The organism is Frankia nepalensis (genome assembly GCF_016786325.1).
GTDB classification, from domain to species: domain Bacteria; phylum Actinomycetota; class Actinomycetes; order Frankiales; family Frankiaceae; genus Pseudofrankia; species Pseudofrankia nepalensis.
The window spans coordinates 75,178-101,034 of the sequence record NZ_JADWYU010000136.1; the positions used below are offsets into that span (position 1 = coordinate 75,178).

24 protein-coding genes and 1 pseudogene are annotated in these 25,857 nt (G+C 70.3%); 17 read left to right on the forward strand and 8 right to left on the reverse strand.

Annotation, left to right across the window (positions count from 1 at the left end):
• Positions 1 to 26 precede the first annotated feature (26 nt).
• The 5 genes from I6A81_RS44965 to I6A81_RS19135 all read left to right on the forward strand — a co-directional run bounded on the left by I6A81_RS44965 (position 27) and on the right by I6A81_RS19135 (position 6,220).
• The gene (locus I6A81_RS44965) at positions 27 to 1,799 is read left to right on the forward strand and encodes a hypothetical protein (RefSeq protein WP_203004652.1); all 1,773 of its coding nucleotides are present in this window, start codon (positions 27 to 29) and stop codon (positions 1,797 to 1,799) included.
• Complete coding sequence (locus I6A81_RS19120) at positions 1,781 to 2,947, forward strand: hypothetical protein (protein WP_203004653.1); 1,167 nt, start codon at positions 1,781 to 1,783, stop codon at positions 2,945 to 2,947. The genes I6A81_RS44965 and I6A81_RS19120 overlap by 19 nt, the downstream gene beginning before the upstream one ends.
• 222 nt (positions 2,948 to 3,169) lie before the next feature.
• The gene (locus I6A81_RS19125) at positions 3,170 to 3,412 is read left to right on the forward strand and encodes a MerR family transcriptional regulator (RefSeq protein WP_203004654.1); all 243 of its coding nucleotides are present in this window, start codon (positions 3,170 to 3,172) and stop codon (positions 3,410 to 3,412) included.
• A gap of 30 nt (positions 3,413 to 3,442) precedes the next feature.
• Positions 3,443 to 5,260 (forward strand): hypothetical protein, encoded by a 1,818-nt coding sequence (locus tag I6A81_RS19130; RefSeq protein WP_203004655.1) that lies wholly within the window; start codon positions 3,443 to 3,445, stop codon positions 5,258 to 5,260.
• Between the two features lie 285 nt (positions 5,261 to 5,545).
• On the forward strand, positions 5,546 to 6,220 hold the full coding sequence (locus I6A81_RS19135; RefSeq protein ID WP_203004656.1) for a hypothetical protein: 675 nt from the start codon (positions 5,546 to 5,548) through the stop codon (positions 6,218 to 6,220).
• Here the strand turns inward: I6A81_RS19135 and I6A81_RS46510 are convergent.
• The 3 genes and pseudogenes from I6A81_RS46510 to I6A81_RS19145 form a co-directional block, all read right to left on the reverse strand.
• Positions 6,214 to 6,454, reverse strand: a pseudogene (locus I6A81_RS46510) (IS1634 family transposase); the annotation flags it as partial. The gene I6A81_RS19135 and the pseudogene I6A81_RS46510 overlap by 7 nt on opposite strands.
• Positions 6,455 to 6,600: 146 nt before the next feature.
• Positions 6,601 to 6,948 carry a hypothetical protein gene (locus I6A81_RS19140; RefSeq protein ID WP_203004657.1) on the reverse strand — a complete coding sequence of 116 codons (348 nt, stop codon included), beginning with the start codon at positions 6,946 to 6,948 and terminating at the stop codon, positions 6,601 to 6,603.
• A 4-nt stretch (positions 6,949 to 6,952) separates the two neighbouring features.
• Positions 6,953 to 7,456 carry a hypothetical protein gene (locus tag I6A81_RS19145; RefSeq protein ID WP_203004658.1) on the reverse strand — a complete coding sequence of 168 codons (504 nt, stop codon included), beginning with the start codon at positions 7,454 to 7,456 and terminating at the stop codon, positions 6,953 to 6,955.
• 191 nt (positions 7,457 to 7,647) lie between these two features.
• Here I6A81_RS19145 and I6A81_RS19150 point away from each other — a divergent pair, with 191 nt between their 5' ends.
• Together I6A81_RS19150 and I6A81_RS19155 are read left to right on the forward strand one after the other, a co-directional pair.
• Positions 7,648 to 8,316: a hypothetical protein gene (locus I6A81_RS19150; protein WP_203004659.1), complete on the forward strand. Its 669-nt coding sequence runs from the start codon at positions 7,648 to 7,650 to the stop codon at positions 8,314 to 8,316.
• Positions 8,317 to 8,334: 18 nt separating this feature from the next.
• Positions 8,335 to 8,904 carry a hypothetical protein gene (locus I6A81_RS19155; protein ID WP_203004660.1) on the forward strand — a complete coding sequence of 190 codons (570 nt, stop codon included), beginning with the start codon at positions 8,335 to 8,337 and terminating at the stop codon, positions 8,902 to 8,904.
• A gap of 305 nt (positions 8,905 to 9,209) precedes the next feature.
• Here I6A81_RS19155 and I6A81_RS44970 read toward each other — a convergent pair whose 3' ends face one another.
• The 3 genes from I6A81_RS44970 to I6A81_RS19180 all read right to left on the reverse strand — a co-directional run bounded on the left by I6A81_RS44970 (position 9,210) and on the right by I6A81_RS19180 (position 12,679).
• Positions 9,210 to 9,362, reverse strand: coding sequence for a helix-turn-helix transcriptional regulator (locus tag I6A81_RS44970; protein ID WP_203004661.1), 153 nt, complete (start codon positions 9,360 to 9,362; stop codon positions 9,210 to 9,212).
• A 167-nt stretch (positions 9,363 to 9,529) separates the two neighbouring features.
• A complete protein-coding gene (locus I6A81_RS43595; RefSeq protein WP_238429632.1) occupies positions 9,530 to 11,899 on the reverse strand; it encodes a TIR domain-containing protein in 2,370 nt (789 codons plus the stop codon).
• Between the two features lie 258 nt (positions 11,900 to 12,157).
• A complete protein-coding gene (locus tag I6A81_RS19180; protein WP_203004662.1) occupies positions 12,158 to 12,679 on the reverse strand; it encodes a PASTA domain-containing protein in 522 nt (173 codons plus the stop codon).
• A 622-nt stretch (positions 12,680 to 13,301) separates the two neighbouring features.
• Here I6A81_RS19180 and I6A81_RS19185 point away from each other — a divergent pair.
• Positions 13,302 to 14,513 (forward strand): cytochrome P450, encoded by a 1,212-nt coding sequence (locus I6A81_RS19185; RefSeq protein ID WP_203004663.1) that lies wholly within the window; start codon positions 13,302 to 13,304, stop codon positions 14,511 to 14,513.
• Positions 14,514 to 14,747: 234 nt separating this feature from the next.
• Here the strand turns inward: I6A81_RS19185 and I6A81_RS19190 are convergent, their stop codons facing one another.
• Positions 14,748 to 15,734: a hypothetical protein gene (locus tag I6A81_RS19190; RefSeq protein WP_203004664.1), complete on the reverse strand. Its 987-nt coding sequence runs from the start codon at positions 15,732 to 15,734 to the stop codon at positions 14,748 to 14,750.
• A gap of 475 nt (positions 15,735 to 16,209) precedes the next feature.
• Here I6A81_RS19190 and I6A81_RS19195 point away from each other — a divergent pair, with 475 nt between their 5' ends.
• The 4 genes from I6A81_RS19195 to I6A81_RS19210 all read left to right on the forward strand — a co-directional run bounded on the left by I6A81_RS19195 (position 16,210) and on the right by I6A81_RS19210 (position 19,457).
• The gene (locus tag I6A81_RS19195) at positions 16,210 to 16,497 is read left to right on the forward strand and encodes a helix-turn-helix transcriptional regulator (protein WP_203004665.1); all 288 of its coding nucleotides are present in this window, start codon (positions 16,210 to 16,212) and stop codon (positions 16,495 to 16,497) included.
• Complete coding sequence (locus I6A81_RS45645) at positions 16,494 to 18,146, forward strand: tyrosine-type recombinase/integrase (protein ID WP_203004666.1); 1,653 nt, start codon at positions 16,494 to 16,496, stop codon at positions 18,144 to 18,146. The genes I6A81_RS19195 and I6A81_RS45645 overlap by 4 nt, the downstream gene beginning before the upstream one ends.
• 391 nt (positions 18,147 to 18,537) lie before the next feature.
• Complete coding sequence (locus I6A81_RS19205) at positions 18,538 to 19,113, forward strand: type IV toxin-antitoxin system AbiEi family antitoxin domain-containing protein (protein WP_203004667.1); 576 nt, start codon at positions 18,538 to 18,540, stop codon at positions 19,111 to 19,113.
• Positions 19,110 to 19,457 carry a hypothetical protein gene (locus I6A81_RS19210; protein ID WP_203004668.1) on the forward strand — a complete coding sequence of 116 codons (348 nt, stop codon included), beginning with the start codon at positions 19,110 to 19,112 and terminating at the stop codon, positions 19,455 to 19,457. Before I6A81_RS19205 ends, I6A81_RS19210 begins: the two co-directional genes overlap by 4 nt.
• 299 nt (positions 19,458 to 19,756) lie before the next feature.
• Here the strand turns inward: I6A81_RS19210 and I6A81_RS19215 are convergent, their stop codons facing one another.
• Complete coding sequence (locus I6A81_RS19215; protein ID WP_203004669.1) at positions 19,757 to 20,176, reverse strand: ATP-binding protein; 420 nt, start codon at positions 20,174 to 20,176, stop codon at positions 19,757 to 19,759.
• 1,244 nt (positions 20,177 to 21,420) lie between these two features.
• Here I6A81_RS19215 and I6A81_RS19220 point away from each other — a divergent pair.
• Genes I6A81_RS19220 through I6A81_RS19240 form a run of 5 tightly spaced genes read left to right on the forward strand, consistent with a single transcriptional unit; the run spans position 21,421 to position 25,784 of the window.
• On the forward strand, positions 21,421 to 22,920 hold the full coding sequence (locus I6A81_RS19220; protein ID WP_203004670.1) for a sensor histidine kinase: 1,500 nt from the start codon (positions 21,421 to 21,423) through the stop codon (positions 22,918 to 22,920).
• Between the two features lie 3 nt (positions 22,921 to 22,923).
• Positions 22,924 to 23,334 carry a roadblock/LC7 domain-containing protein gene (locus I6A81_RS19225; protein WP_203004671.1) on the forward strand — a complete coding sequence of 137 codons (411 nt, stop codon included), beginning with the start codon at positions 22,924 to 22,926 and terminating at the stop codon, positions 23,332 to 23,334.
• The gene (locus tag I6A81_RS19230) at positions 23,331 to 23,705 is read left to right on the forward strand and encodes a DUF742 domain-containing protein (protein WP_203004672.1); all 375 of its coding nucleotides are present in this window, start codon (positions 23,331 to 23,333) and stop codon (positions 23,703 to 23,705) included. The genes I6A81_RS19225 and I6A81_RS19230 overlap by 4 nt, the downstream gene beginning before the upstream one ends.
• Complete coding sequence (locus tag I6A81_RS19235) at positions 23,686 to 24,330, forward strand: GTP-binding protein (RefSeq protein WP_203004673.1); 645 nt, start codon at positions 23,686 to 23,688, stop codon at positions 24,328 to 24,330. Before I6A81_RS19230 ends, I6A81_RS19235 begins: the two co-directional genes overlap by 20 nt.
• 2 nt (positions 24,331 to 24,332) lie before the next feature.
• Positions 24,333 to 25,784 (forward strand): cytochrome P450, encoded by a 1,452-nt coding sequence (locus tag I6A81_RS19240; RefSeq protein ID WP_203004674.1) that lies wholly within the window; start codon positions 24,333 to 24,335, stop codon positions 25,782 to 25,784.
• Positions 25,785 to 25,857: the final 73 nt, after the last annotated feature.

The window sequence follows — 25,857 nt, forward strand, 5'->3', positions numbered from 1 at the left end:
ACCGCCGCTCTTCCCAGGAGGACCCGATGACCGTGCCACCCAGCGACGCCCACGGCCCGGCCGGTGACACCGGCCAGCCCGACCCGTCGCTCGTCGACCACGACGTCTACCCGGTCTGTGTGCAGGCCCCAGCCGGCTGGTGGCGGATCTTCCCGCTCGCCGCCGGCGCGGGCCGCGAGTACGTCGCCGAACTGGTCACCACGGGGCCGGGCACCCCCACCCGGCCACTGCGCCGGATCCGCCAGTCCTCACTGTGGACGCTGGAGGAACACCTCGGCTGGCCACTCCCACGCACCTGCCACACCATCCTGGGCGCCGCGACGCCGGAGTCGGCGAACCGCGCGGTCGCCGGCCGGCCCGACCGTGGCCACCCACGCCACCTCGCCCGGTCCGGCCACCGCCATCTCGCCCCCACAACCCCACCCCCTCGCGGCCGCGCGGACCGCTACCGGCCGTCGCGGGCGAGCCTGGTCCTGCGCGCCGACCACCCACCCGCCACCCTCGGCCGGCTGCTACACGCCGAACCGGCCGAACGAGTCTGGACCCACGGCGAGACCCGCGTCGAGATCCTCACCACCCGGCCAGCCGCGCCACTGCTCGACGCCGACACCCAGATCACCTACCGGGTCTTCCACCGCGGCGTCCTGCTGTTCGCCGGCAACGACGCACACCTGCCCGCGACCCGACGACCCGCCCCGTCCCGCGCGGTACGCGTCGTCGTGATCACCATCATGACCGCGGCGGCGCGCCGACCGCTGACAGACCCCCAGCGCGCCTTCCTCACCGCCCACGGCCCCGCCCTCACGCACGCCGCCCGGCCCGTCGAGCACCCCTACCCGCCTGGCACCGCCGTCGCCGTCACCGACCCCGAATACGCCTGGTACACCACTGGCACCGTCCTCGCCCACGCCACCGGCCCCGACGGCCACCTGGCCTACCAGTGGCGGCCCGACGTCGCCGACCTGCCCGGCCACCCCTGGCGCGACCACCCCGGCTGGGCCGCCCAGTCACCCGCCGACCGCGTCCACGCCACCCTCGACACCCCGGACACCCACAGCGACGCCCCCGCCGCCACGCCGCCCATCCTCGCCACCGGCGCCCTGGTCACCGCGATCGACGACCCCCGCTTCACCGTCGCCACCGTCCTGCGCGCCTTCGTCAGCGACAGCGCGCCCCGCTACGAGATCCAGCCCCACAACACCGCGGGCCCGCCCCTGGCTGTGCGCGCCGAGGACGTCGCCCCACTGGCCGGCACCGCCTGGCCCACCGTCACCGACCTGCTCCTCGCCCGCGCCGCCGCCGACCTCGACCTACGCCCCGGCGAAGTCCTCACCGCCCTGCGCGACATGGCCGTGACCAGCGACAGCCCGCACGGCCCGCGCATCCACGCCCGCGTCGCCCTGCCCGCCGTCGACCTCGTCCTCGACCCCGACGGCGGCCCGCCGCCCGTCGACGCGCCCCCCGCGCCCCGCACGCCAATCCCGGTCGCCTCCCTGACCACCGCCGACGGCATCCGCCACGTCCACCACCCCGACCACGGCCACCTCGCCGTCCCCGACGCCCTGTTCACCGCCGCCTACCAGGCCGACCACACCGCACTCGCCGACATCCTCGCCCGCCGCCCCTGGCTCCCCGCCAACCCCGACTCCTGGATCCTGACCGCCACCCTCGCCGCCCTGCACGCCCCCGACGACGTCATCACCCTCGCCACCCGCTCCCCCAGCCCGCCCCACCAGCCCGACCCGCCTGGCGACGACCATCCAGCCCACGGACCCTGGCCGTGGACACAGCCGTCGTGACCGGCCCGCCACCCCCACCCGGCGGCAGCGGTCCGGCACCGGGCACAGCCGCCGCGCCCGCCCTCTGGCCGCCACCCCCGCCGCCGGCCGACCCCGGCCTGGTCAGCTGCCGCCTGCAGGCCGGCATCCTGCTCGACGTCCCCGTCACCCCACCACCCAGCGGCTACGTCCGCGTCGCCACCCACTGGCCCGAAGCCCGCGCCCCCGCCGGCTGGGCCAACAGCGAATGGCAACCCGGCCCCACCGGCCGCGGCTTCGAAATACCCCCGATCAGCGACCTCGGCGACCTCATCTCCATCGACACCTACCTCACCCAGACCATTTCCCCGACCCACACCGGCCCCGGCCGGCGCCGCCCAGCGCCAGCCCAGCAGACCCGCGAGGTCCACCTCGCCACCTGGTGGGGCTACCTCCACGGCGTCACACCCCACGCCGTCGTCCTGCACGGCCCGTTCCCCCACCTCGCCGCCGCTCACGCCGCCGCCGGGCTCGCCCGCCTCCGCCAAACCCTCACCCCCGCCCCACGCCACAACCCGCCCACCGGCCCCGAACCCGGCGCGGCGACACCGGTCCTGCCCGCCGGACCACCCGTCACCGTCACCGTCACCGACCACGGCCCGCACACCGTCGTCGGCGCCCCCGGCCACGGCTGGCTCGTCGTCCCCACCGACACCTTCCACGCCGCCCTCGCCCGCAGCCACCACCTCCACCACCTGCTCCGACCACATTTCGGCTACCTGCCCGCCCACACCGCCCCAGCGGTCCTCGCCGCCCTCGCCGCCCGCCACCTCCCCGACGACCAACTCCCCGACATCCGCCTCCCACCCCCGGCACCCGACCCCGTCCCAGCCCTCGACCAACCCACCGATCCGAACCCGGTCGCCGACCCTTCCAGCCCCCACGACCAGCACCAACCCGCCAGTGCCCCGCACCCACCCACCGACCCCACAGCCAAGCCTGGTCCTAGTTCGGCGTCAGCCGACGCCACCACCGGCTGGACACCCGACCTCTCCGAATACCACCTCGGCAACCCCACCCCACCCACCAGCACCAGCGCGGCAGGCCCGCAAGACGGCCCGCCACCACCACCACCGGACCCGCCGATCCCGATCGTCGACGGTCCCGGCCCAGCCCTCGACCCCTGGTAACAAGGCCTCCCCGCGTGCCCACCCGCGGCTCGATGCCTCAGAAACCACTGACACCCCAGAGCCCGGCCCAGCGACGCCGTCGCCGCCGCGTCGACCCGGCGAGAACCGGAGAAGCATCTGCCCTCCGCAGCAAGATCCCCTGTCTGTTTCCCGGCGCGACGCCAGCTCACATCGTCAGCCCGCGTCGGCAGGCATCGACACCTCCCAGCCACAGGAACGGCCATGCGCACACCGCTCACCCTCGCCGAGATCGAACAGCTTCCCGCCGCCGTCGACCTGATCACCGCCGCGAGGGCCTTCAACCTCGGCCGCACCCTCGCCTACACCCTCGCCCGCGAAGGCCGCTTCCCCGTCCCCGTCCACCGCCACGGCCGCACCTACCGCGTCCACACCGTCGACATCCTGCGCGCCCTCCACCCCGACCAACCCGCCACGCCACACCACCCGGCACCCGCCACCCGATGACCCGCCACCGCCAGAAGGAAACCGGCAACCATGCCCCAGCCAGATGCCCACTCCAGCGGCGAAGACGACCTTCCACCCCCGCGGACGGCTGACCAGCGCGGTCCCGCCGGGCACGGCCCGGTCGAGATCGAGGTCACCGCCGGCCGCTGGCGGCTTTACCCCGTCCTCGACAACGCCAGCGAGGTCCAGTTCGCGGCTGAGCTCATCCTCGGCCGCACGAACAAAATCCCAGGCCCGCCACGGTGGGCCATCGTCGAGCCCAACGTCCTGGCACTGGAGGAGGCACTCGGCTGGGCGATCCCCCACCCCGCGCAGAACGCCCTCATCGTCGCCCAGTTCGACCTCCCCCTACCGCCACCACCGCCCAGCCCCGCGAACCCACTGCGCGACGACGTCCTACGCACGTTCGCGTTCCGGCCGACCCGCGCCAGCGCCGTGCACGGCCTGACCAGCCAACCCCTCACCTACGGCCGCCTGCTCGCCGTCGAACACCCGACCCGCAGCTGGGACCCCGGCCCGCTGACGGTCGACGTCTTCGAAGCCACCACCCTCGACACACGGGCCGCCGTCTACCGCATCAGCGACACCACTCCCGGCCAGCCACCGACCGTGCTGTTCGCCGACTTCCTGACCGCCATCCCCGACGGCGACACCCTGACCACCGACGACGCCATCCGCCACGTCCTGCTCGCCGTCCTGCACCGCGCCGAACACAACGGCCTCACCGCCGACCAGCTCGCCTTCCTCGTCGACCACAAGGACCTCATCGCTACCGCCCTGACCGGGCCACCCGACCACCCCTACCCCCGCGGCACCCGCATCGCCGTCCACGACGGCGACCCCACCCACACCACCACCGGCACCGTCCTGGCCATCGTCGACGACCCCACCGGTCCCGCCTACCTGTGGCGACCCGACACCGCCAACCTGCCCGGCCACCCCTGGCGCGACCACCCCACCTGGACCCTGCGCACCACCCCCCACCAGACCCAGACCACCCTCGCCACCACCGACCCCACCATCGACGGACCCGACGCCCCACCCGTCCTCGCCACCGGCGCGCTCGTCGCGACCGTCGACGACCCCCGCTTCACCACCGGCACCGTCCTACGCGCCCTCCACGAGAACGACGCCTCCGGCCCGGCCTACGAGATCCAGCCCCACGACGCCCCGCTGCCCCCGGTGACCCTCGCCCCCGACGACGTCATCCCGCTGCGCGGCACCGCCTGGCCCACCATCGACACCCTCCTGGCCGCCCGCAACACCGCCAACCTGCCCCTCAAACCCGGCGAACTGCTCCTCACCCTCCGCGAGATCACCATCGTCGCCGACAACCCCGACGGCCCCCAGCTCCTCGCCACACGGCCTGTGCCTCATACAGCCAGCCCCGCCCTCGACCCACCCGACGACCTCGTCCCCATCCCCGTCCCCACCGGCCTGGCACACCCCGCCAGCCCGCACCAGCCAGCCGGTCAGAACACGCCGCCCGCGACCCTGCACCAGACCGGCGACACCATCCACATCCACGACCCCATCCACGGCCACCTCACCGCCCCCGCAGACCTGTTCCGCGCCGCCATCCGCCTCCCCGAAACCCAACTCCACGCCCTCCTCGCCCGCCGCCCCTGGCTACCAGCCCCCACCACCGACCAGCCCCTGTACGTCACCGCCGCCCTCGCCGCCCAACACGCCGCCACCGACCTCACCGGACCGAGAGTCCATCAGCCAGCCACATCCCCCGACCTCGCCAACCCGGCCAGCGCGCTCACGAACGACACACCAGCCACGTCGCACGCCGCGCCGCCCGACCTGCCTGGCCCCGCCCCGGCCTGGGACCCAGGTCCGTGACCCGCGACGAAGGCCGCCCGTCTGACCTCTCACCTGGGAAAGGCAGGATCAAGATCCCAGTAGCCTCGGCGAGGACATCCGGCTTACCGTGCCTGGTAGTCGATGACCTGGTCACAGCGCCGGTCGGTCAGGCTGACGGGCTAGGGCTGGGTGAAAATCTGCCCGTCGTCGGGGCCCGCGTCGGGTGCTCGCGCCGCCATGGAACGATGTCACCCTCCTGCCCAGCCACGAGGAGAGCGCGGAAGGCTGGCCCATGCGGATTCGGGATGGTTTGGGGCAAAAGGGATGACCGACGTGGCCGGGAGCTCGGCATCGAAGCCGTCTCTCACACTCGCGTTGCTCGAGAAGGCGCTCGAACTCCAGGCCCCATTAACTGAACGCCACGTCGCTCACTTGCGTCGGAACAGGCCGGATGCCACGCCGCACCAGATCGTGGGTCGCTTGAACGCGGAGTTGCGCGCTACGACCATCTCCGCGGGAGTCGGCGTCGGTGCTGCCGCGGCAGCACCTGGTGTGGGTACCGGGGTAGCACTTGCTGTCTCAGGAGGCGAGGCGGTCGCGTTCCTCAACGCGACCGTCCTTTACATCCTGGCCCGCGCTGAAGTGCAGGGCATCGAGATTCATGACGTGGAGCGTCGCCGGACGCTGGTCATGGCCGTCATGCTCGGTGACGCCGGCGCGACGGGGATCGGCCAGGTGGCCGAGCGGACCGGCCAGCACTGGGCACGACAGATCGTTCGGGGTATTCCGCAGTCGAAGATCAACGCGGTCAACAAGGTGCTCGGTCGCCACTTCGTCACCAAGTACGGCACCAAGAAGGGCATCGTCGTGCTCGGCAAGGTCGTTCCGTTCGGTATCGGCGCCGTGATCGGCGGTACCGCCAACGGGCTATTCAGCCAGGGAATCATCAAGGCCGCCGACCGTGCATTCGGAACCCCTTCACAGTCGTGGGAAGACTGACCGATCGGCAGCGGGGCACCCAGCGCGCCGACCACAACCAGGCCGAGGTCGAGTTCCCCTGCCCGGCCGCGAGCCGCCGACAGGCGACCGCGTTGAGTGCGGCCAGTTCCGCCTCGTCGTGCGCGGATCCGACATGGTCCATCGTCCGTGACCCGTGCTGGTTGGAGTACCGACCAGCACCGCAGTCGCGCCCGACGCGGTCTTCACGGTGCGCACATAGGCTACGAACCCCAGGATGGGGCCTGGCTTAGTGCACAAAATCGGGCGCTCCCGCGAGCGATCCCGCAGGTCAGAGGCTTCCAATCTCGCCGAGACGACCAACGCGAGGGAAGTCAGGTCTCAGTCCCGGCTCGGCGATCGGGCAGGCAGGTCGCCGATAACTATGCGTAGTTGGTCACTCCGGCCTGCCGGTGGCCGAGGAGACCCGATTCCGGGCCACAACCGGCACCCCAAGCCAAGATCATTCTGGTCACGGTGTGGGCACGGTCAGCGTCAGCCAGTTCCTCGGCGCGCCGCTCCCTCTCAATGCGGGTCACCTCCTCGGCGGCGTCGGCCGAGCGGCGCGCCTCATCCGCCGAACGGCGCGCCTCGTCGGCGGAACGCTCCGCCGCGACGGCCGCGCGCACCGCGATCCGCCGCTGGCTATGCGCGTAGATCGCCGCGATAACGACCGAGACGAAGGCCACCGCGGCCGAGGCGATGGCGATAGCGAACTCGCTGGTGTCCATCCCGTCAGCCTCCCGTCGCAGCAAGCTCGTCCAGGTGGTCGCACACAGTGCTCTTCGCGAGCGCGAGGATCTCGTCGGAGGTCGACGGCCCGGGAATGATGCCGTTGCGCTCGAACCGGGCCGGGATCTTCGCGAGCGCGGCCGCGTCGCCATCCGGGCGGGGCTGCCCGGTGGCCGGGTCACGCAGGTCGTCAAGGCAGATGTGGGTGACGTCGTTGGCAATGCCGCTGTCGCTACGGCCTTCGGCCAGGTCAGGGTGCTGGGCCCTGAAAGCCGCGACGAACGCCGCGGCGAGCGGCGAGTCCTTGACGTCCGAGAACGACAGCCTGCCGGCGGAGCCCTGGCCCGCGGCGACGCTGGGCGTGATGGGCACGTAGGTGCCGAAGTAGGTGACGCTCGGGCTGTCGGCTGGTCCGGCGTCGGGCTCGGTGCTGCTTTCGCAGGCCGCGCCGAGTATGAGCGGGACGAGGACCATGCCAGCAGCGGCGAGCAGACGAGTACGGCGCATGACGATTCCCCCAGATGTCGTAGCGGGGACACCCTAGACCGCGAACGCCTCGACTCGAACAACTGGCCCGGTCGGCATGATCTCCCTCTTGTCTGGAAGGGTCGTCGCTGCCACGTTGGTCCGATTCGCGTGAAGCGCTGCGGCCAGGGACGTCCGGCGCTCCCATCGCGAGGGGGACAGGGGGACGGGGAATGCGTGTTCGGATCCTGGTGGTCATCGCGTTAGCGGCGACGCTGGCGGCCTGCGGAGGCGAGTCCAGCCCCGACGACGAGCCGACAACGTCGACCACGACGACCGAAGTCCGCTCGAAACCATCCCCAACACGCCCCCCGGCCGCGGTCGTCACGGCCCAGTTCCGGCAGTTCGCCACCATGGACAACGCGATCCTCGACGCGATCGGGGTCCAGGTCTGCCGCGCGGCACGCGGCAACAACCTGAAAGGGACGATCTCGACCAACCAGGTGGGCCTGCGGATGACCCAGACCGAGGCCGTGGACTTCACCTACCTGGTCGCCAAGACGTACTGCCCGGAGGTGGAGCTGCCTCCGATCGGGCCGCTGCTCTCAACCGCACCGACCTCGCCGGCCTCGCCAACCGCATCGGCCACACCACCTGCGCCGGCGATGACCATCACCCCGGGCACCTGGCTGGTCGGCACCCACGTCCAGCCTGGCACCTACGAGACCACCACCGACAGCACGGACATCCTGGACGCCTGCTACTGGGCACGGCTGTCCGGCACCTCCGGAGAACTCGGCGACGTCCTCGCGAACGGAAACGTCCAGGGCCGCGGCATCGTGACCATCAAGCCCACCGACACCGCGTTCGAGACCCGCTGTACGTGGACGAAGCTCGGCTGAGCTGGAACGGAAGGCCATATGACCAGCGAGCCGCTCACCGACCTCGTCGCCGCGACCAACGACTGGATCGCGCTGCCGCGTAAGGCAACCGCGCACCACCTCGATGCGGCGCTCGCTGCGGCCGAGGCGTCCGGCGACCAGGCCGCAGGTTCCCTGGCCGCCGAGATCCGCGCCTACCAGGCCGGTGCTGGTGGTCCCCACGGCGCAGGCCGGTGGGGACCCGGTGCCGCCGAGAACATCCTGCGTCGTCACGTTGGCCCCGGCATGGGGCCGACCCTGACCCACCGAACAACCGAAGGAGATCCGTTGACCGACACGGACGCACGCGCTCAGGCCGACTACGACACCCGCGAAGTCCGCATCAGCCGCAGCGGCGACGACGACGAGCACATCGGCTTCGTTGACGCGACGTACCGCATGAAGAGTGACCATGAGGTCGGCCTTGCAGCGCTTGAAGACCTCGCCGACAAACTGCTCGCCGAACACGGATGGCGCCGTCCCGACGGCGACGACTGGACTGCGAGCCTCGATCGGCGCCGTCTGACGGCGAGGATCGTCGAGACAGTGACGGTTCCGAAGGTCGGTTAAGCCAAGGACACCGAACGCCCGCCTCCCGAGCCTGGCGGCGCAGCGCGACCGGATTGTTCGGGCTGCGAGTAGCGCCACGTGTCTAGGAACGCCACGCCAGCATCCGGGAGCCGATGTGCCAGTGCTGGATCGTCCACGCGCTCAGCCGCGGATGAGGCGAAACTGCGGCCCTCACGGCATCCTCGTCCTCGCCGCTGACGGCCCACAGGTCGCCCGTCTCGGCTAGGTAACCAGTGCTGCGGACAAACCGCCGCCCAGGCCAAACGCAAGAACGGCCCGGCTCTGGCCGGGCCGTTCTGACAATGTCAGGCGGCCTCGCGGATCTTGGTGGCGATCCACTCGACGAGTCTCTGTTCGGGGAACAGGAGGCGCCGGCCAAAGCGGAAGGATGGCGGGCCCTCTCCCCGGCGGCGCATGTCGTAGATCGCCTGCCTGGTGGTGCGGAGATGCTCGGCCACTTCCTCGATGATGAGGAGACGGCCAAGGGGGTTGGCGTCTGGCGGCTTGCGGTCGAGGTCATCCAGCCACGGCCCCGCACCTTCCGTGACCAGTCACTCACATCCTGCCAAGTTGGCTAGCGCTGGCGAGGCCCGACAGACATGCTGGCAGCCTCATCCAGGCAGGCTTACCGCTGCCGGTTGGCGAGGCGGCGTTGCAACTCGATGTGCCGGAACTGGTAGACCGCACCCACCTGACGCAGAACGCCCCGCTTCTCATGGGCGTCGGCTAGGAAGGCCATCAGCCGCCATGGCAACCGGCCACGCACCGCCAACCACCACCGTGCAACAGCAAACCATCCCCAGACGGTCCACCAGAGCCCGATCACGGGCCCAATCATGGATCCAAAGATAAGCCCGAGTAGGATTGAGTCTACTAGGCCGTTCACGCGATTGGAGACAGATACGGTGATGGTCACGGCCAGGACCGCCGTAGCGATTACGACGACGTAAAAGGTTTTGCGATCCTGGCCGAGAACGGTACGCGGGTCGGACTGCGCCGACAAGTCGATGGAGCGGCGTTTGAATCCGAAGGCGAGGCTCAGGGCAAGTGAGTACAAGAGCGCAAATGCGAGCGTGGTTCGATACTCGATCATGCTTGCAAGTCCAATGATTGGGACCAAAACGATAAATCCGTTGGGCGACCAGCGCAGCCCTTGCGCCGGCTTGCTCGGCGCTTTCCTGAGTCCGAAAATTACCGCACACGCGACCCCCGCCCACAATCCGATCCCGGCAGCAGCGGAGAGTCCGAGTTCGAGCCCACCTCGCAGCCCTGATTTCGTGAACCCGGCCCCGAATCCGAACACGAATCCGAACAGGAATCCGGGCACAGATCCGAACACCGCTCCACCTGAGATCCTGTGGAGGAGACGGGGAGCAGCAGCGGGAATCTCCCACCAGGCCAGTTCGGCGGAGGACCGGACACTGAGATGCTCGGCGAGGAAGGCCAACCACCGTTCGGCGTCCGACGTGGGCCAAGGGCATGAGCGCGCTAGTTCATGCTTCCGGTAGGAGGCCGGAAGAAAGCCGTCGAACAGGTACTCTTGGACAGCACGATGGTTGGGGAATTGGGACTGGTCCAATAAGCCCGCCGGGTCGGGCAGGTCGCCTATCTGGTCGCCTGGCCGGGGGTTGTAGATCGTGCGGGCCAGGTTGGCCATCAGCGGTGTCGTCAGCGCCTGTACCACAGGCTGTGGAGTCGGGGCGGTCAGCACGGCCTGCATAGGCTTCCAACGGCGAGCAGTAGCTGGGCTACCTGCGGAGAGATAGTCGAGGACATCTGAGGGCCGCAACGGGCACAAAGTGATGCCGGCGGCGCCGGTCACGACCACCTCTTGCCCTGTTTCGGAGCGCGTCGCGTCCTGGTATGCCCCGCACCGCGAGAGCAGGAGCAGTCTCCGGCCCGGTCGCAACGCATCGTTGATCCGGCTGATTGCGTGGCCGCGGGCCGCGTCGGTGATCTCGTCCAAGCCGTCGAGAAGCAGCAGGAGCATGCCCGCATCCAGCAGCGCTCGGGCCCTGCTGACCTTGGTTCCGTCGCCGGTTCGTCTTCGCAGACCGGGGTAGTCGAGAGTCAGCCGGCGGTCGAGCCAGTCATACAGACCTGTCTCGACGGGATTCCAGGAAGCCAGAGAGACCAACAGCGGCACTGGCATTCCACCGGATCTGCGGACCAGGAGATCGAGCACGAGCCGAACCGCGAGCATGGTCTTGCCCGCGCCGGGCTCGCCGAGGACGACCAACCTGCCGGTGGGCACTCGGTCAAGGACGTCGGCGAGTTGCCGGCCGCTGCCCGCCAGCTCTGCAGGGCTTTTGGCCCAGTCGCCGGGAACGGGCCAACCCGCGCCGGTGGTGGCCAGCCGGGTGATGGTCTCCCAGTCGTCGACCAGTTCCGGGTCGGCCGGGACCCAGCTCACCGGAAGGGGGTAGGGTTCGTTGAGCCTCCGGATCGCCGCTTCGTCTTCCCATTGGCGGCGCACCGCGACCGCGAGCTGGTCCGCCATCTCTTCGAGGCCGAGCTCCTGATTGTGGTGACGGTGGGGGAATGCAGGTGCGCAAGCCGGCTTGCGTCGTCCTCCGCGGGCAGCTTTCAGGAGCTGGTCGTGTGCTTCCTCAGGAGTCAGGCCGAAAATGTCGACGCTAACCAGCTGGCGAAGCAGCCCAGGGCGATCGCAGTCCTCGACGCGAACGATGAGCAGCTTGCGCTGTTCGCCCAGCGGGTCGTATCCGAAGGCTGCCTGCCATTCCGCCGCCGCGTAGGCCGAGGTCAGGTAGGCCGTGGACATGACAGCGATGGTCCGTGTCGCGTTCTGCACCGCCTGGTGCATCCCCTGGATTACATGTGTTCCCGGGAGGAAGTCCCACGCCTGGATCACAGTGCTGTAGCCAGCCTCCTCCAACACCCAGGCGATCCACTGCGCGCTCTCGTCATCGACCGGTGCGTACGAGATGAGGAAGTCGGCCCGCCCGTCAGCAGGCGGATCCGGAGTCTGGCCCATCAGTGGCTCACCGCCGTGGCGGCGGCCAACCCGACAGACGGCAGCGCCACGACAAGCCTCGTGCGCCGAGTCCTGCCCCGCGATTCCCCCACGCGTGCATCATCGTCGCCGAGCTGTCACCGCCCGCGGCCAACCCCGCAGACGAGTTGCACCTGTGGGGAGTCCGGCTCGGCTGGGAGGGACGTTCGCGTTGCACACCTCGATGCCCACGGTTGCCCTCGTGCGAGCGGAACCGTGGGCCTGCGGCCTGGTCTCGTGTCAGCGGGCTGCCTCACCCTCCTTGACCACGTACAGCTTGACGTCGGTCAACACGGTCACCTCCGTGCCCGCCGGCGGCTCCTGGCGTACGACGATCCAGTTCCGATCCCACAGCTGTGCCCGGTTCTGCCCGGTTGCGTCGATCGACGTCGAGCGCAGCGGTGGGAACAGTTCCTCCTGCGCGGACTGGAGGTCGCGGCCGACGACGTTGGGAACGGTCACGAACACCGGCGCCGCGCTTGTGGGTGGCTCGGTGGGTTGCTGGGTGGCTGGCTGCGTCGAGGCGACAGCGGTCGAGGGCGCTGACGTCGTCGCTGTCGTGGGCGCGGGTATCGGCGTTGAACTGGCAGACGGCTCGCCGCCACCCGAACTGGCGACCGCGGCGATGCACGACACGACGCCGATGGCGACCACGCCGAGGGCGATCCACAGGGGCAGGCGTCTCCGCCATGCCGGCTGCTGCCGGGGTGGCGGCGGGTAAGGCGGGTATCCCTGGGGCCCCGGCCCGGTCGGCTGGCTCATCGCAACATCCCCCTGTGTAGGCGCCACAGGGTAGTAGCAGATCGACTGTCCGCACAGGGGGTGGATGGTCATGGTTCGCACCGATCGTGGATGCCGGGCGCGGGACGGATGGGGCCGCACCCGGCGTTACGAGGGTGGCCGTTTTGGGGCCGAGGGTGATCCGGGGGGGGGACGCCCCCCGAATTCGGCGACCGCCACTCACTGTGACCAGTGGCCGGAGGCGGGCCGACGTACCCGATGTATCCAATGATTCCGGTTGCTGGGCACATGCTGGGCGCGCTGCGCCTATCCAACACCGTTTTTGATCACTCATACCTGATCGCACCCGTGGCGGAAACCGCTGCGGTGTATGCACTTCTGCCCATACCTATTCGTTCCCATCCGCCCCCCAAGTCCCCTTAACCGGCGAGTTCAGGGCTCATGCCCTGGCTGCGCGGCCGTGACCGTGCGCTCGTCGTGACCAGGACCCGTCGCGTGGCCCTGCGCCTGCTCGGCTCTTCCTGTGGGGCGGGGCTTGCTGCCGCGGGTTGGGTGGCGGCCCGGCGGGGACGACGAGGACACGGGCCTGCCGGGAGGGGGCGAGCGACGCAGCCCCGGCGGGGCGGCATGTGGGTGGTGATCTGTGGTCAGAACCGAGGTGCTGGAGCGGTCTCTGCCGAGTCTGGTGGCCTGGCTGGAACGGTCACGCAGGCAGGGACAGGTGCATCACGACGACCGGCAGCGATGCTGGCAGGTGCTCGGGCACCCGGAGGTCAGCGCGGTCCTGGCCGACCACACGACGTTCTCCTCCGACCTCGGCGACCTCATGCCCCGCCAGCCAGACCTGGACCTGCTCACGCGCGGGAACTTCGTCCGGATGGACCCGCCCCGCCACCACCGGCTGCGCGGCCTGGCGAGCCGGGCGTTCACCCCCCGAACGGTCACCGGGCTGGCGCCGCGGATCGCCACCGTCACGGCCGAGCTACTCGACGCGGCCGACGAGCGCGACCGCGACCGGCTCGACCTGATCGACGCGCTCGCCTACCCGCTGCCGGTGATCGTGATCGCGGAACTGCTCGGCCTGCCGGCCGCCGACCGGCCGATGTTCCGCCGCTGGGCCGACGCCCTGTTCAACCAGCCGGACAGCGGGCCGGACACGTCCCTGCCCCGGCTTGCCGAACAGGCGGTGCGCCAGGCCGCGCCGGCGGTCCGGGAGATGAACTCCTACCTGCTCGACCGCATCCAGGCGGCCCGGTCCCACCCGGCCGACGACCTCACCAGCCGGCTGACAACGACGGAGGCCGACGGCCAACGGCTGACCGACGAGGAGATCGTCGGCTTCGTCGCGCTGCTGCTCATCGCCGGGCACATCACCACCACCGCCACACTCGGCAACACCGTCCTGTGCCTCGACGAGCATCCCGACGCCGCGGCCCAGGTACGCGCCGACCGGACGCTGCTGCCCGCGGCGATCGAGGAGACACTACGGCTACGCACACCGTTCCCCCGCCTGGCCCGACGCACCACCACCGACGCGGCCCTTGGCCCGGCCCTCATCCCTGCGGGAGAACTGGTCGTCGCCTGGCTGACGGCGGCGAACCGCGACGAGCGGATGTTCCCCGAACCGGAACGGTTCGACCTCCACCGCCAGCCCAACCCCCACCTCACCTTCGGACACGGCATCCACTTCTGCCTCGGCGCCCCGCTCGCCCGACTCGAGGCGAACATCGCCCTCGGCATCCTGCTGGACCGCTACCCCGACATCACCGTCGCCACCGACCCGCCCGTCCGCCACCGCGACCCATGGACCATGGTCGGCCCCGCCAGCCTCCCGCTGGAGGTACACCCCCGCTGACAGCAGCCCACCGGCCGAGCGCGCCCGCGCCAGAGGCAGATGCCGTCTCACAGAGGCAGGACGTTGCTGCTCCGCCAGAACGGCACGCTGCCCGCACCAAGTGCAGCCCGAGCCTGTGGATAGGCAGGGGGCTGGTCAGGTCATGGCGTGGTCCTGCTGTGTGGCCCGGCTGATCGAAGCGGTTAACGACGACGCCTTCAGCCATATCGACGGGTTTATTCAGCACCGTGTGGCTCATCGTCGGAAGGGGCGGCGGCCGTCGCGGGACTTCTGGTTGTTGAATGTCCTGAACCAGGCAGAGGGGCGATAGTCGCCGATGCCGAACTCGCGGTTGGTGGGGTCGTCCGGGTCCTCCATCCCGTCGAGGGCCTCGTCGAAAAGGTTGAGGATGTCGGTGTCCTGGAACAGTCCGTCCACGCAGGCATCCCAGTCGAGATCCCTGGGATGGGTGGGAAGCCGGTCGATCCAGTCCGTCAAGGATCCGCTGTCGTCGATGGCGTCCGGTGCCAGGTTGAGCGCGAGGTGCAGAGCCATCTCCTCGCCCGCGCAGCGGGGTGACGGCCAGCGGCCTGCCGCCAGGTCATCGGCGAGGTCGTCGAAGCAGCGGGCCGCCTGACGGCGCCAGACCGCGTCCTGCCGGAAAGTGATCCGCGGGTACTCGTCGAACAACGACCAGTCGTGGGCATCGTCGACGGGCTCGTCGCCGTGTGCCTCGACGTCGTTATAGGCCTCGTCGGCAAGGTAGCCCAGGGCGATCCACAGCGTCGCCGCCGTGCGAGGGGTCAGCTGAAACCCCGCGCACTGCTCGCAGCTTTCCCGCCCGCACGGACAGGACGCGAACAGCACATCAAAGTGCGGCCACGACGCGGGGCCGTCCTCGTCGTCCGCAAGTGCGCCACGGCCGGTGGCTGTCACCGAGAACACCGATTCGTGCGCCTCGACGGCGTCGAGACCATCGACGAGGTTCTCGGGCACGAGCAGCTCAGCCAGGGCGCATGCCGGATCGGCGCGCACCGCGGCGCGGTCCTGCTCGGCGCCTTCCTCTGGCGAGGAACCGTCGTCGGTGCCGACGTACTCACGTTCGTCGATGGCGTCGAGAGCCAGTTGCCGGAGAGCCGAAGCGTCGCGCACCGTGACAAGGAGCTCGAGCTCGACCCGAAACAGGGGCGCGTCGGCATGGGCGGAGGACATGCCGCGGACTCTATGGCAGGGCACCGACACATCCGTCCCGGCCGCACAAACCCACGTCCTCAACACCGGCGAACAGGCCGGCGCGCACCGGCTTGGAAGCAACCAGCCAACCAGGCCACGGGAAGCGCGCCGCAAGGGCCCTGGGGATACTGACGACGACCCTGAAGTCAAACCCTCAAGCGTCTGCGCTGCCGACATCCCAGAGGACATCAACGAAGGCATCGCGGACACCATCGCTACCGGCCGAGGCATCCCCCAACCATCGCGCGGACGCCGACGGCCGGCTCAGGGCCGGGCGGCGGCCCCACGCTGGTCTCGACGCATGGCGAAGAACCGCATGGCGCGATGGCTGGTGCGCGCAGCGTCGATTTTCAGGAGCCGGCGATAGGCCGTGCCACCGGCGGAGGAGGACCGGGCAGCGATACCGGCGGTTCACGGCGAATTCGGAACACGATGCTGTTGGCGATGTCGTTCGCGATGGCCGTGACTCGGACCGTGCAGCGTTATGAGCACAATCATGCCGAGCGCCGGCGGTGGCCGCCGGCTGACAAAGCCGATCCAGGCAGCCAAGCAGCCAGCCCGAACCGATCAGCGGATTCTGCTGACCCTCGACCAGGTCCTCGCCGAACTCGGCGGACCCGACGGACCACTGTCGCGGTCGACCTGGCACGACTGGCAGATCAAAGGCACTGGCCCGAAGGTCATCAAGCTGCCGAACGGCCAGGTTCGGGTCGCCCGCGACGACCTGAACGCCTGGCTCGACGGCCTCACGCGCGACCCGGGCGCCCGGTGAGCCGCGCTCAGGCCGGCGGCGCCATCCCGCCCGGCGAGGAGGAGCGGCGCATCACCTTCGACGTCCGCGTCTGGTCCGTCAAGGAGATCCGCCTCAAGAACGGTTCGAGTTGGCAGGTCAGATGGCAGGTCGCCAGCCGGCCGCGGCCCAACACCCGCAACTTCGCGTCGAAGACCGCAGCCGAGTCCCGTCGCGCCGAGATCCTCACCGCGGTGCGCAAGGGCGAGGCGTTCGACGTCGAGACCGGTCTCCCGCTCTCCGAGTGGCGCGCACTCCCCCAGCCGGCACCCGACCCGGCGCCCGAGCGCACCTGGCTCGCCGTCGCCCGTGACTTCGTCGACGCCAAGTGGGCCGAACATCAGGCACCAGGTACCCGCCGTTCCCTCTCGGAGGCGCTCGGCTCAGTCACCCCGGCTCTGTTCGATGAGCCGCCGCCGGTACGGCTCGTGGGCCTGGTGCGCGAGGCGCTGGCCGGCTGGATGTTCCGCACCGGGAGCCGCACCGCCCTCGGCCCAGACGGCCGTCGCGTCGAGAATGAGCCGCCCGAAGGCTGGGTCGAGGTGCTCGCCTGGATGGACAGGCACAGCCGGCCGATCCGCGACCTCGCCGACGTCGATGTCACCCGCGCCGCGCTCGTCGCGTTGTCACACCGCCTCGACGGGAGACCGGCCGCGCCGAACACCATCACCCGGCGCCGCATGTTCTTCAGCCAGGTCATCACCTTTGCCGTCGCCCGCGGCGACCTTGACGCCAATCCGCTGCCCGGAGCGCAGTGGACGCCGCCGCGCAAGGTCATGGTGGTTGACCGGCGCGTCGTCGTCGACCACGGCCGGGCGCTGCGCCTCTTCGCCGCCGTCGCCGAGAGAGCCCCGGAGCTGGAGGCGTTCTACGCCTGCATCTACTACGCGGCCACCAGGCCCGGCGAGACGCAGGAACTCACCATCGACCAGCTGACGCTGCCCGAGACAGGCTGGGGCGAGGTCGCGTTGGAGGGCAACAACCCGGAGGTCTCCCCGCTCTGGTCCGACGAACCCGACCAGCCCCGGCAAGCCCGCGAGCTGAAACACCGCGAGAAGGGCGAAGTCCGTCTGGTCCCGCTCCACCCCGACCTCGTCGTACTGCTACGCCGCCACATCGAGCGGTTCGGGACGGCACCAGACGGCCGAATCTTCCGCTCCTATACTGGCGGCGCCGTCAAGACGAGCCGCTACTTGACCGTCTGGCGCGCGGCCCGGAACAAGGCGCTGACACCAGCCGAGGTCGCCTCACCGCTCGCGCGACGCCCCTACGATCTCCGCCACGCGGCGGTGTCGCGCTGGCTGAACGCCGGCGTACCACCCACCCAGGTCGCCGAATGGGCCGGACACAGCGTCCGCATCCTGCTCACCGTGTACGCCAAGTGCATCGTCGGCGAGGAGAAGCGCGCTCTCCGCCTCATCGACGCATCCTTCGCCGCCGAACAGCAAACCGCCGAAGCCCCGGACAGCCCGGACCCATCCCCTGAACCCGAACCCGACCACCATGATCGTGTCCACATGGAGTCCACAGACCCCCGGAAACCGCCGGACATCGACGGCCCCTACCGGACACCATCCGTGACCGACCTCGGCTTGGCCGACGGACCGTCCGACGACGACTTCGGCCTCTGATCTGCAGAAACGCCAGGTCAGGCGGGCTGGAACGATCCGCCATAGATCACCACTGAACGTGATCGACCACAGCTTCTTCTAGAGCTACACCATCTTCGAGGGCACGTCCGAGATCCAGCGCCTGGTCATCGCCCGCGCCATCTCCGGGGTGCACATTCGCTGACGGTAGGTCAGCGGATGCTAACCGTCGGGCCGCCGGCTTCATGATCGAGTACACGTGTTGTGCACAGCGGTCGCACTCCCCAAGCCCGACCCGGACATTGTCCCTTCTGGCCGTCGGGCCCTCTCTACACAGTCGCGGCGACCGCCGGCCGGGGCAGGTGGACGAGTGTCGTTGGCCGGACTAACTGTCCACAGCTAGCATGGTGCTGACGACAGTTAGGAGCAGGCCGTGGGTCTCGACGCCCTGCCCGCCGTGTTTCGCCTCGACCAAGCCGCCGCAGCCGGCCTCTCCAGGCAGACCATCAGCCGCCTGCACGCGGCCGGTGACCTCGACCAGCTCGGCCGGGGTGTCTACGCACAGCCGGGCGCCGTTGATCCCGCGCTGGCGTCGCTCGCCGGGGCAGCCACCCGCCAGCCGCGCGCCACGCTGTGCCTGGGCAGCGCACTGGCACGCCACGGCCTCAGCGACGACCTCCCCTCGTACCAGGACGTCGCGCTGCCCCGCCACGCCCGGCCACCCGCGGGCTTCTCCCACGTGGCCTGGCACCACTTCGCCCCGGAGACCTTCGACATCGGCCGAGTCGCACTGTCGATCGGCGGCGTCGACGCAGCGATTTACTCACCCGAACGGACGATCGTCGACGTCTTCCGCCTTAGCTACCGCGAAGGCGAGGACACCGCGGTCGAGGCGCTCAAACGGTGGCTCCGCCAGCCGGGAAACCATCCCTCCGGCCTCCTCACCATCGCTGGCCATTTCCCCGCCACGCTGCGCCGTCTGCGCCGAATCCTGGAGATCCTCGTATGACCCCGCCGAGCCGGCCCACCCGGGCCACCGCCGACGGCCGCGCCTACCTGGACCTGCAGAACGCCGCCCGCACCACGATCACCAGCGCGGACCTCGAACAGGCACTCCGGGTCGTCGCCGCCCACCGCCGCCTCACACTCACCCCGCTGAGCCCGTTGCTCACCGACTTCGGCGCCTACGCCCAGCCAAAATGGCGAGCTTGGCGACGCCGCCAACGGCTCGAAGCCACCACACCCGAGCAGTTCGACGACCTCGTGACAGTCTGCTGCGCCATCGCAGACCCCGTCATTCGCGGCGAGGCATCCCACCGCGTCTGGCACGAGAGCACCTGGCAACCAGCCTGACCGCCCTGGGGACCGATGGACTCAACGGCTCATTGCGACCCATCATCTACTGCGAGTGGTAGAAACACTACCGCGAGCAAGCGTAGCGAGATCATCGCGGATCTTGAACGCATGCTCACGTCGAGCGGTTGACAGGCCTGCCCACGACGACGGTTCTAGGGCACCTCCGAGATCCAGCGCCTCGTCATCGCCCGCGCCATCTCCGGGGTGCACATTCGCTGACGGTGGGTTGGGGAATGCTATTTGTGATCAGTTGGGTTGGGTCCTCGGTGACGGTGGACGGCAGATGCGGGGATCGGCTACTCGCCCACGTCGCCGCGTCGTTTCGCCAGCTCGATCGTGACTCGCTGGCCCGGCCCGGTGGAACTGCCCACCTCGCCGGCCAGCGCGCTCAGCACGGTCCAGGCGAACGTGTCCTTCGACGGCGGCTCGCCGTCGAAGCTGTCGATCGAGACGGTCACCCGCATGCGGCCTGGCGACAGCGTGAAGACGCATTCCAGGGCGGATCCCGGAACCGCGGAGACCAGCAGCAGGGCGGAGGCCTCGTCCACGGCGATCCGCAGGTCCTCGATGTCGTCTAGGGTGAAGTCCGCCCGCGCGGCCAACGACGCGGTCGCGGTGCGCAGGACCATCAGGTAGGCGCCGACGGCGGGGATGGCGAGCTGCACGACGTCCTCCAGGCTGTTGCCCGTGCCATCGCCTGAAGGCGTCGGATCCACGTTCTACCCCCCCAGTGCTGTGTCGTTCCGGCTCCAAGACTCGTCGCCGGCGTCGAGTTCGCGGCGCCCACCGCCCGCCGGGCATATACCCGCCCAGTGGGCCCTCGCTCACAACATCTGGCAACCACCCCGCCGATTCGTCGCGGCGGCGGTCCGCCCCCGACGCAGCTACGGCGAGGCCACCTGGCGCTCGGCGGGCTCGGCCCGGTCCAGTTGGCGGCGGCTTGGCGGTCGGCGGTCAGGTACCACGAGACCGGCCACGGCGACGCCGGCCGGTGTGCTGTTCCCTGCTCGCGGGAAACTCGACATCACAACCGTAGTAGGGGTCACCGGACTCGGGCCCAAGGTTAGCCACGACCGACACCGAGGCCACCAAACCCAACTGGTAACAAAACAACGGCTGCCGTATTGGGCGCCATCTGTTGGAGGGCGGAGCGCCGGCCGGGCACGTGGAGTCAGGCTGACGAGTCGGCGGGCGGCGCGGCACCGGGATGCCCGGCCAACTCGTCGGGCGGCGTGGGCTATATGACCAGGTCAGAACGGGTGCGCCGCCGGGGACTTGAACCCGAACCCACGAACTAAGAACGGATGGTCCTTACAGTCGGTGTTGTCGCCGCCCGCCCGGACCCGGATGAACCACTGGGTGCCCGTGCTGAAGTGCGGATTTACATAAATGCCACACAGGAGCGGGCGCCACGCCCTGACCAGGTTGGCCGGGAGCGGGCGTCGGCGACGGTGAGCGGGATGAGGCCGGGGGCGCCCGGGCGTCGTTCCCTGTGGCCGCAGCCCTCCTCGGGCCGGCCCGGACGGCGTCGCCACGATCCGTACCAACGGTGAGACACGATCCGTACCAACAGCGAGAATGCGACGCCGTCCCGCGGGAAGGCCTCGACCCGCGCCCGGGTCCGCCCGCCAACCAGCGCCAAATCCGACCGGCCGAAGCGGTGGGCCATGTCACACGATGGATCCTCCGGTCCGCGCGGATCCCCGCGGCGCGCGCCCGGCGCATCCGGGCGTGGGCGCATTTCTGTCGCGTCCGCGGACTGAGATAACGTCAGTCCCGTCCGGAGAGATATCAGAACCGCCGTATTCGAACACTGAGCAAGGTGGCCGCGTGCCCTGTCAGGACATCGCCGTCGGGCCCTCGGCGGCGCGCGAGTCTCTCCGCGGGCCGCGTCCGTGACTTCTCTCCCTGTCCCCGTCGGTCACCGACACACGCCCACGATCAGACCAAGGTTCCGCGAATGAAACGCAAGCGACCGTCACCTCGTGGCTCGGAAGGCGGCTCCTCCGTCGTCTTCGGCGCCGTGATAGCAGCAGCCCTAACCGCGCTCTGTACGGTGGCCGCGGTCCTTCTCGTCGCTCCGCGCGCCCGGGGCGCCGTTGCCGTGTGCGGCCTCGTCGCGGCGGTCGCGGTCGGCCTGGCCTGCGCCGAGATCCGCCGCCGCGGGAATGAGATCGTCCAGCTGCGCCGGCGGCAGGCCGCCACCGAGCAGGAGCTCGTGCGCCGCCTGGAGATGCAGGAGGCCGAGACCAGCCGCCTCGCCATCGAGGTACTGCCCGCCGCGATCAGCCGGCTGCACCGCGGCGACTCGGTCGAGGAGGCGCTGTCCGGCCCCAGCCAGTCGCCCGCCCTCGGCGCCGCCTTCATCAAGGCGCACGACGACGTGGTCCGCTCGGTCCTCGAAGCGGTCAAGGCGGAAGAGGATCTGCGCGACTCCTCGCAGCGTGCGTTCGTCAACGTGGCCCGCCGTGTCCAGGCCATCGTGCACCAGCAGTTCCAGGATCTGCGCGAGATGGAGGAGCGGCACGGCGGGAGCCCTGAGGTCTTCGACGACCTGCTCCGCCTCGACCACGGCACCGCGCTGATCGGCCGGCTCGCCGACTCGCTCGCCGTGCTCGGCGGATCCCGCCCCGGCCGGCAGTGGCAGCATCCGGTGCCGCTGTTCAACGTGCTGCGCGGCGCGATGTCCCGGATCACCGACTACCAGCGCGTCGAACTGCACTCGGTGGTCGAGGTCGCCATCTCGGGACCCACCGTCGAACCGCTCATCCACGCGCTCGCCGAGCTGCTGGACAACGCCACCCGGTACTCGCCGCCGCAGACGCGCGTGCACCTGACGGCGGTCGAGGTGCAGTCCGGGATCGCGGTCGAGATCGAGGACGGCGGCGTCGGCCTCGGCGAGGAGGCCCGGCTGCGCGCCGAGCGGGTGCTCGCCGAGGTCGGGTCGGGCCTTGACCTCGCCGACCTGGGCGAGAACCCGCGCCTCGGCCTGTCCGTGGTCGGCCGGCTCGCGCAGACCCACCGCTTCAAGGTCTCGCTGCGGCCCTCGGCGTACGGCGGCGTGCGCGCCGTGCTGATCATCCCACGCGACCTGGCCACCGCCGTGCCGCTGTCCGCGACCAACCCGGGCGCCGCGGTCCGGGCGAACCCGAACAAGCCGGTGCCCGCCATCGCCCTGCAGCCGGAGGAGCCGCGGCACATCGAGATCAACAACAACGGCCTGCCGCAGCGCAGGCGCGGCGTCACCGCCCCGCTCGCCGGGAGTGGGAGCCAGCGGAGCCTGACCGCGCCGCGGTCCGCCGCCCCGCCCCCGCCCGTGTCGAGTAACGGATCCGCTCCCGCCGCGCCGTCCCCGCCGCCCGGACTGTGGCTCGCCGCGTTCCAGAACGCGGTCTCCGGCGAGGGCACGAGCACCGAGCACGCTTTGGCTGACGATGCGTCGAGCAAGGAAGGCGAGTAGTCGATGGACCACCTGCGGCCCAGCATGGACTGGATGCTCAAGGACCTTGCGGAGAGCGTGCCGGGCACCCGGCATGTCATCGTCCTGACCGCGGACGGCCTGCGCATGGCCCAGTACAACACGGATGTGGACACCGCCGACCGCCTCGCGGCCGCGTGCGCCGGCCTGCAGAGCCTGTCCGCCGCCGTCGGCGCCGAGTTCCCGCAGGGGGACAGGCGGATGCGGCTCGTGGTGATCGAGGTGGGCGGGGGATTCTTCTACCTCATGGCGGCCGGCGCGCGCGCGTACCTCGCGGTGCTGGCCGACGAAGGGGTGGACGCGGGGTTGATGGGGCAGCAGATGCGCAACCTGGTCGCACGCATCGGTGAGCATCTCACCAGTCCGCCGCGGATGGAGGAGAGGACGGCCGGGTGACCCCGTCCCCGAGCAACGGCGCGCCCTCCGCCTGGGAGGAGGGCGGCCCCGAGCGCCTGTACGTCCTCACCGGCGGGCGCGGCGCCTCAGGCCGCCGGGCCGACCTTGACCTGATCACCCTCGTGGTGGCTCGGGCCGCGGCCCGGCCCGAGATGCAGCCGGAACACGCGGCCATCCTGCGCATGTGTCACTGGCCCCTGTCCATGGCGGAGATCTCGGCGTACCTCAAGCTGCCGTTCAGCGTGGTCGCCGTCCTGGTCTCCGACCTGCTCAGGGACTCGCTCGTCGAGGTGCGCGCCTCGGTGCGCATGGAAGGAATCGGCGATCCTGAACTGCTCAAGGCGGTGATGAATGGACTCCAGAGGCTCTGAGTTGGCGGTCGGACCGGCGCGCGAGGACGCGCTGCCCGCCTCGGCCACCACCGCGGTCAAGATCGTCGTGGTCGGTGGGTTCGGCGTCGGCAAGACGACCCTGGTCGGCTCCGTCAGCGAGATCAGACCGCTGACGACCGAGGAGACGATGACCGAGGTCAGCGTCGGCGTGGACGACGTCCGCGGGGTCGAGCAGAAGGACGCGACCACCGTGGCCATGGACTTCGGCCGGATCAGCATCAACGAGCAACTGGTGCTCTACCTGTTCGGCACGCCCGGGCAGCAGCGCTTCTGGTTCCTGTGGACCGGCCTGTTCGAGGGAGCCCTTGGCGCGGTCGTGCTGGTCGACACCCGGCGGCTCGAGGCCAGCTTCGACGTCCTGGGGCGGCTTGAGGACGGCGGCGTGCCGTTCATCGTGGCCGTCAACGTCTTCCCGGACGCCCCGAACCACCCGCTGGACGACGTGCGTGCCGCGCTGGATCTGCCGGCCACCGTGCCGATCGTCGCGTGCGACGCGCGCAGCCGGGCCTCGAGCCGGGACACCCTGCTGGCCCTCATGCGCTACCTGTACCGGCTGTCCACCCAGTCCGCGGCCCCGGTGGCCGCCTCGGCCGCCACGGAGTAAGCGTGTCAACATCGATATCCGAATCAGGCGCGGAATCAGGCGCCGCGAGCCCGCCGCCGGGGTGTCCGGCGCACGCGGCCTTCGCGCGGGATGCCGCACGGACCGCGCTCCACGGCCCGGAAGCGCGGCACGATCCCGGCGCGGTCTACGAGAAGCTCCGCGCGGAACACGGCGGGATCGCCCCGGTGGAACTCGAGGGCGGCGTCCCTGCCTGGCTGGTGCTCGGCTACCGGGAGAACATGGAGGTCGCGCGCACCCCGAGCCGGTTCACCCGGGACGCCCGGCTCTGGCGGGACTGGAACGAGGGCAGGATCGCGGCGGACGACCCGCTGCTTCAGCTCATCGGATGGCGTCCCGACGTCGTGTCCTACGACGGCGAGGAGCATGCGCGGCTGCGCGCCGCGGTCAACGAGTGCCTGACCAGATTCGACCGGCACGGCACCCGGCGGCACGTCCAGCGCTACGCGAACCAGCTGATCGACAACTTCGTCGAGGACGGCCGCGCGGACCTGGTGACCCAGTTCGCCGCGTACCTTCCGATGCTCGTGCTGAGCCGGCTGGTCGGCCTGAGCGAGGGGTACGGCCGGAAACTGGTCGAGGCCATCGTCGGCATGCTCAGCGGCGGCGAGGATGCGTACGCGCACAACCAGTACATCATCGGCACCCTGCGGTCGCTGACCGAGGCGCGGCGCAAGGCCCCCACACACGACCTGGCGTCCTGGTTCATCCAGCACCCCTCGGGGCTGAACGACGAGGAGGTGCTCAACCACCTGCGCGTGGTGATCGTGCTGGGCTACGAGACCACGACGAACCTGGTCTCGAACACGCTGCGGATGGTGCTGACGGACCCCCGCTTCCGCGCGTCGCTCACCGGCGGGCTCATGACGCTGCCGGACGCGGTCGAGCAGATGCTGTGGGACGATCCGCCGCTGATGGTCTGCCCAGCGCGGTTCGCCACGCACGACATGCATTTCGCCGGCAAGGAGATCCGCGAGGGCGACATGCTGCTGCTCGGCATCGCGGCGGGCAACGCGGATCCGGAGATCCGTCCGGATCCGGGCGCGCCGATGCACGGCAACCGCTCGCATCTGGCGTTCAGCCGGGGCCCGCACGAGTGCTCGGGACAGGAGATCGCCCGCGCCATCACCGACACGGGCGTCGACGTGTTGCTCAACCGGCTGCCCGACCTGCACCTCACGGTGCCGGAGGACCAGCTGACCTGGACCGCCTCGACCTGGTCCCGGCATCTTGACGCGCTCCCGGTCACGTTCGCCCCGCGACGCCGCCCCGCCCCGCGGTCCGCGCCAGCCGCCCCGGCGGCCTCCGCACCGGTCGAGCCGAGCGCCGCGAAGGAGGCGCTGGCGGCCGTGGCCGAGGCCGAAGCGCGGGCCGACTCGGACACCCGCGGTGGCTTCTGGGCCTCGCTGGTCGGCCTGTTCCGCCGTCGGCGCTAACCCAGGGCTTTCATGACGGTGATCGTCTGGTGGGTGTGTCGGAAATGGGAAAGTGCTCCTGAGCTGGGAGGAT

Bases quoted from the DNA above. Each gene is read 5' to 3' on its own strand.
- I6A81_RS44965 (WP_203004652.1), top strand. From the start codon at position 27: ATGACCGTGCCACCCAGCGACGCCCACGGCCCGGCCGGTGACACCGGC.
- I6A81_RS19125 (WP_203004654.1), top strand. From the start codon at position 3,170: ATGCGCACACCGCTCACCCTCGCCGAGATCGAACAGCTTCCCGCCGCC.
- I6A81_RS19130 (WP_203004655.1), top strand. From the start codon at position 3,443: ATGCCCCAGCCAGATGCCCACTCCAGCGGCGAAGACGACCTTCCACCC.
- I6A81_RS19135 (WP_203004656.1), top strand. From the start codon at position 5,546: ATGACCGACGTGGCCGGGAGCTCGGCATCGAAGCCGTCTCTCACACTC.
- I6A81_RS19140 (WP_203004657.1), bottom strand. From the start codon at position 6,948: ATGGACACCAGCGAGTTCGCTATCGCCATCGCCTCGGCCGCGGTGGCC.
- I6A81_RS19145 (WP_203004658.1), bottom strand. From the start codon at position 7,456: ATGCGCCGTACTCGTCTGCTCGCCGCTGCTGGCATGGTCCTCGTCCCG.
- I6A81_RS19150 (WP_203004659.1), top strand. From the start codon at position 7,648: ATGCGTGTTCGGATCCTGGTGGTCATCGCGTTAGCGGCGACGCTGGCG.
- I6A81_RS19155 (WP_203004660.1), top strand. From the start codon at position 8,335: ATGACCAGCGAGCCGCTCACCGACCTCGTCGCCGCGACCAACGACTGG.
- I6A81_RS43595 (WP_238429632.1), bottom strand. From the start codon at position 11,899: ATGGGCCAGACTCCGGATCCGCCTGCTGACGGGCGGGCCGACTTCCTC.
- I6A81_RS19180 (WP_203004662.1), bottom strand. From the start codon at position 12,679: ATGAGCCAGCCGACCGGGCCGGGGCCCCAGGGATACCCGCCTTACCCG.
- I6A81_RS19195 (WP_203004665.1), top strand. From the start codon at position 16,210: ATGAGCACAATCATGCCGAGCGCCGGCGGTGGCCGCCGGCTGACAAAG.
- I6A81_RS19210 (WP_203004668.1), top strand. From the start codon at position 19,110: ATGACCCCGCCGAGCCGGCCCACCCGGGCCACCGCCGACGGCCGCGCC.
- I6A81_RS19220 (WP_203004670.1), top strand. From the start codon at position 21,421: ATGAAACGCAAGCGACCGTCACCTCGTGGCTCGGAAGGCGGCTCCTCC.
- I6A81_RS19225 (WP_203004671.1), top strand. From the start codon at position 22,924: ATGGACCACCTGCGGCCCAGCATGGACTGGATGCTCAAGGACCTTGCG.
- I6A81_RS19235 (WP_203004673.1), top strand. From the start codon at position 23,686: ATGGACTCCAGAGGCTCTGAGTTGGCGGTCGGACCGGCGCGCGAGGAC.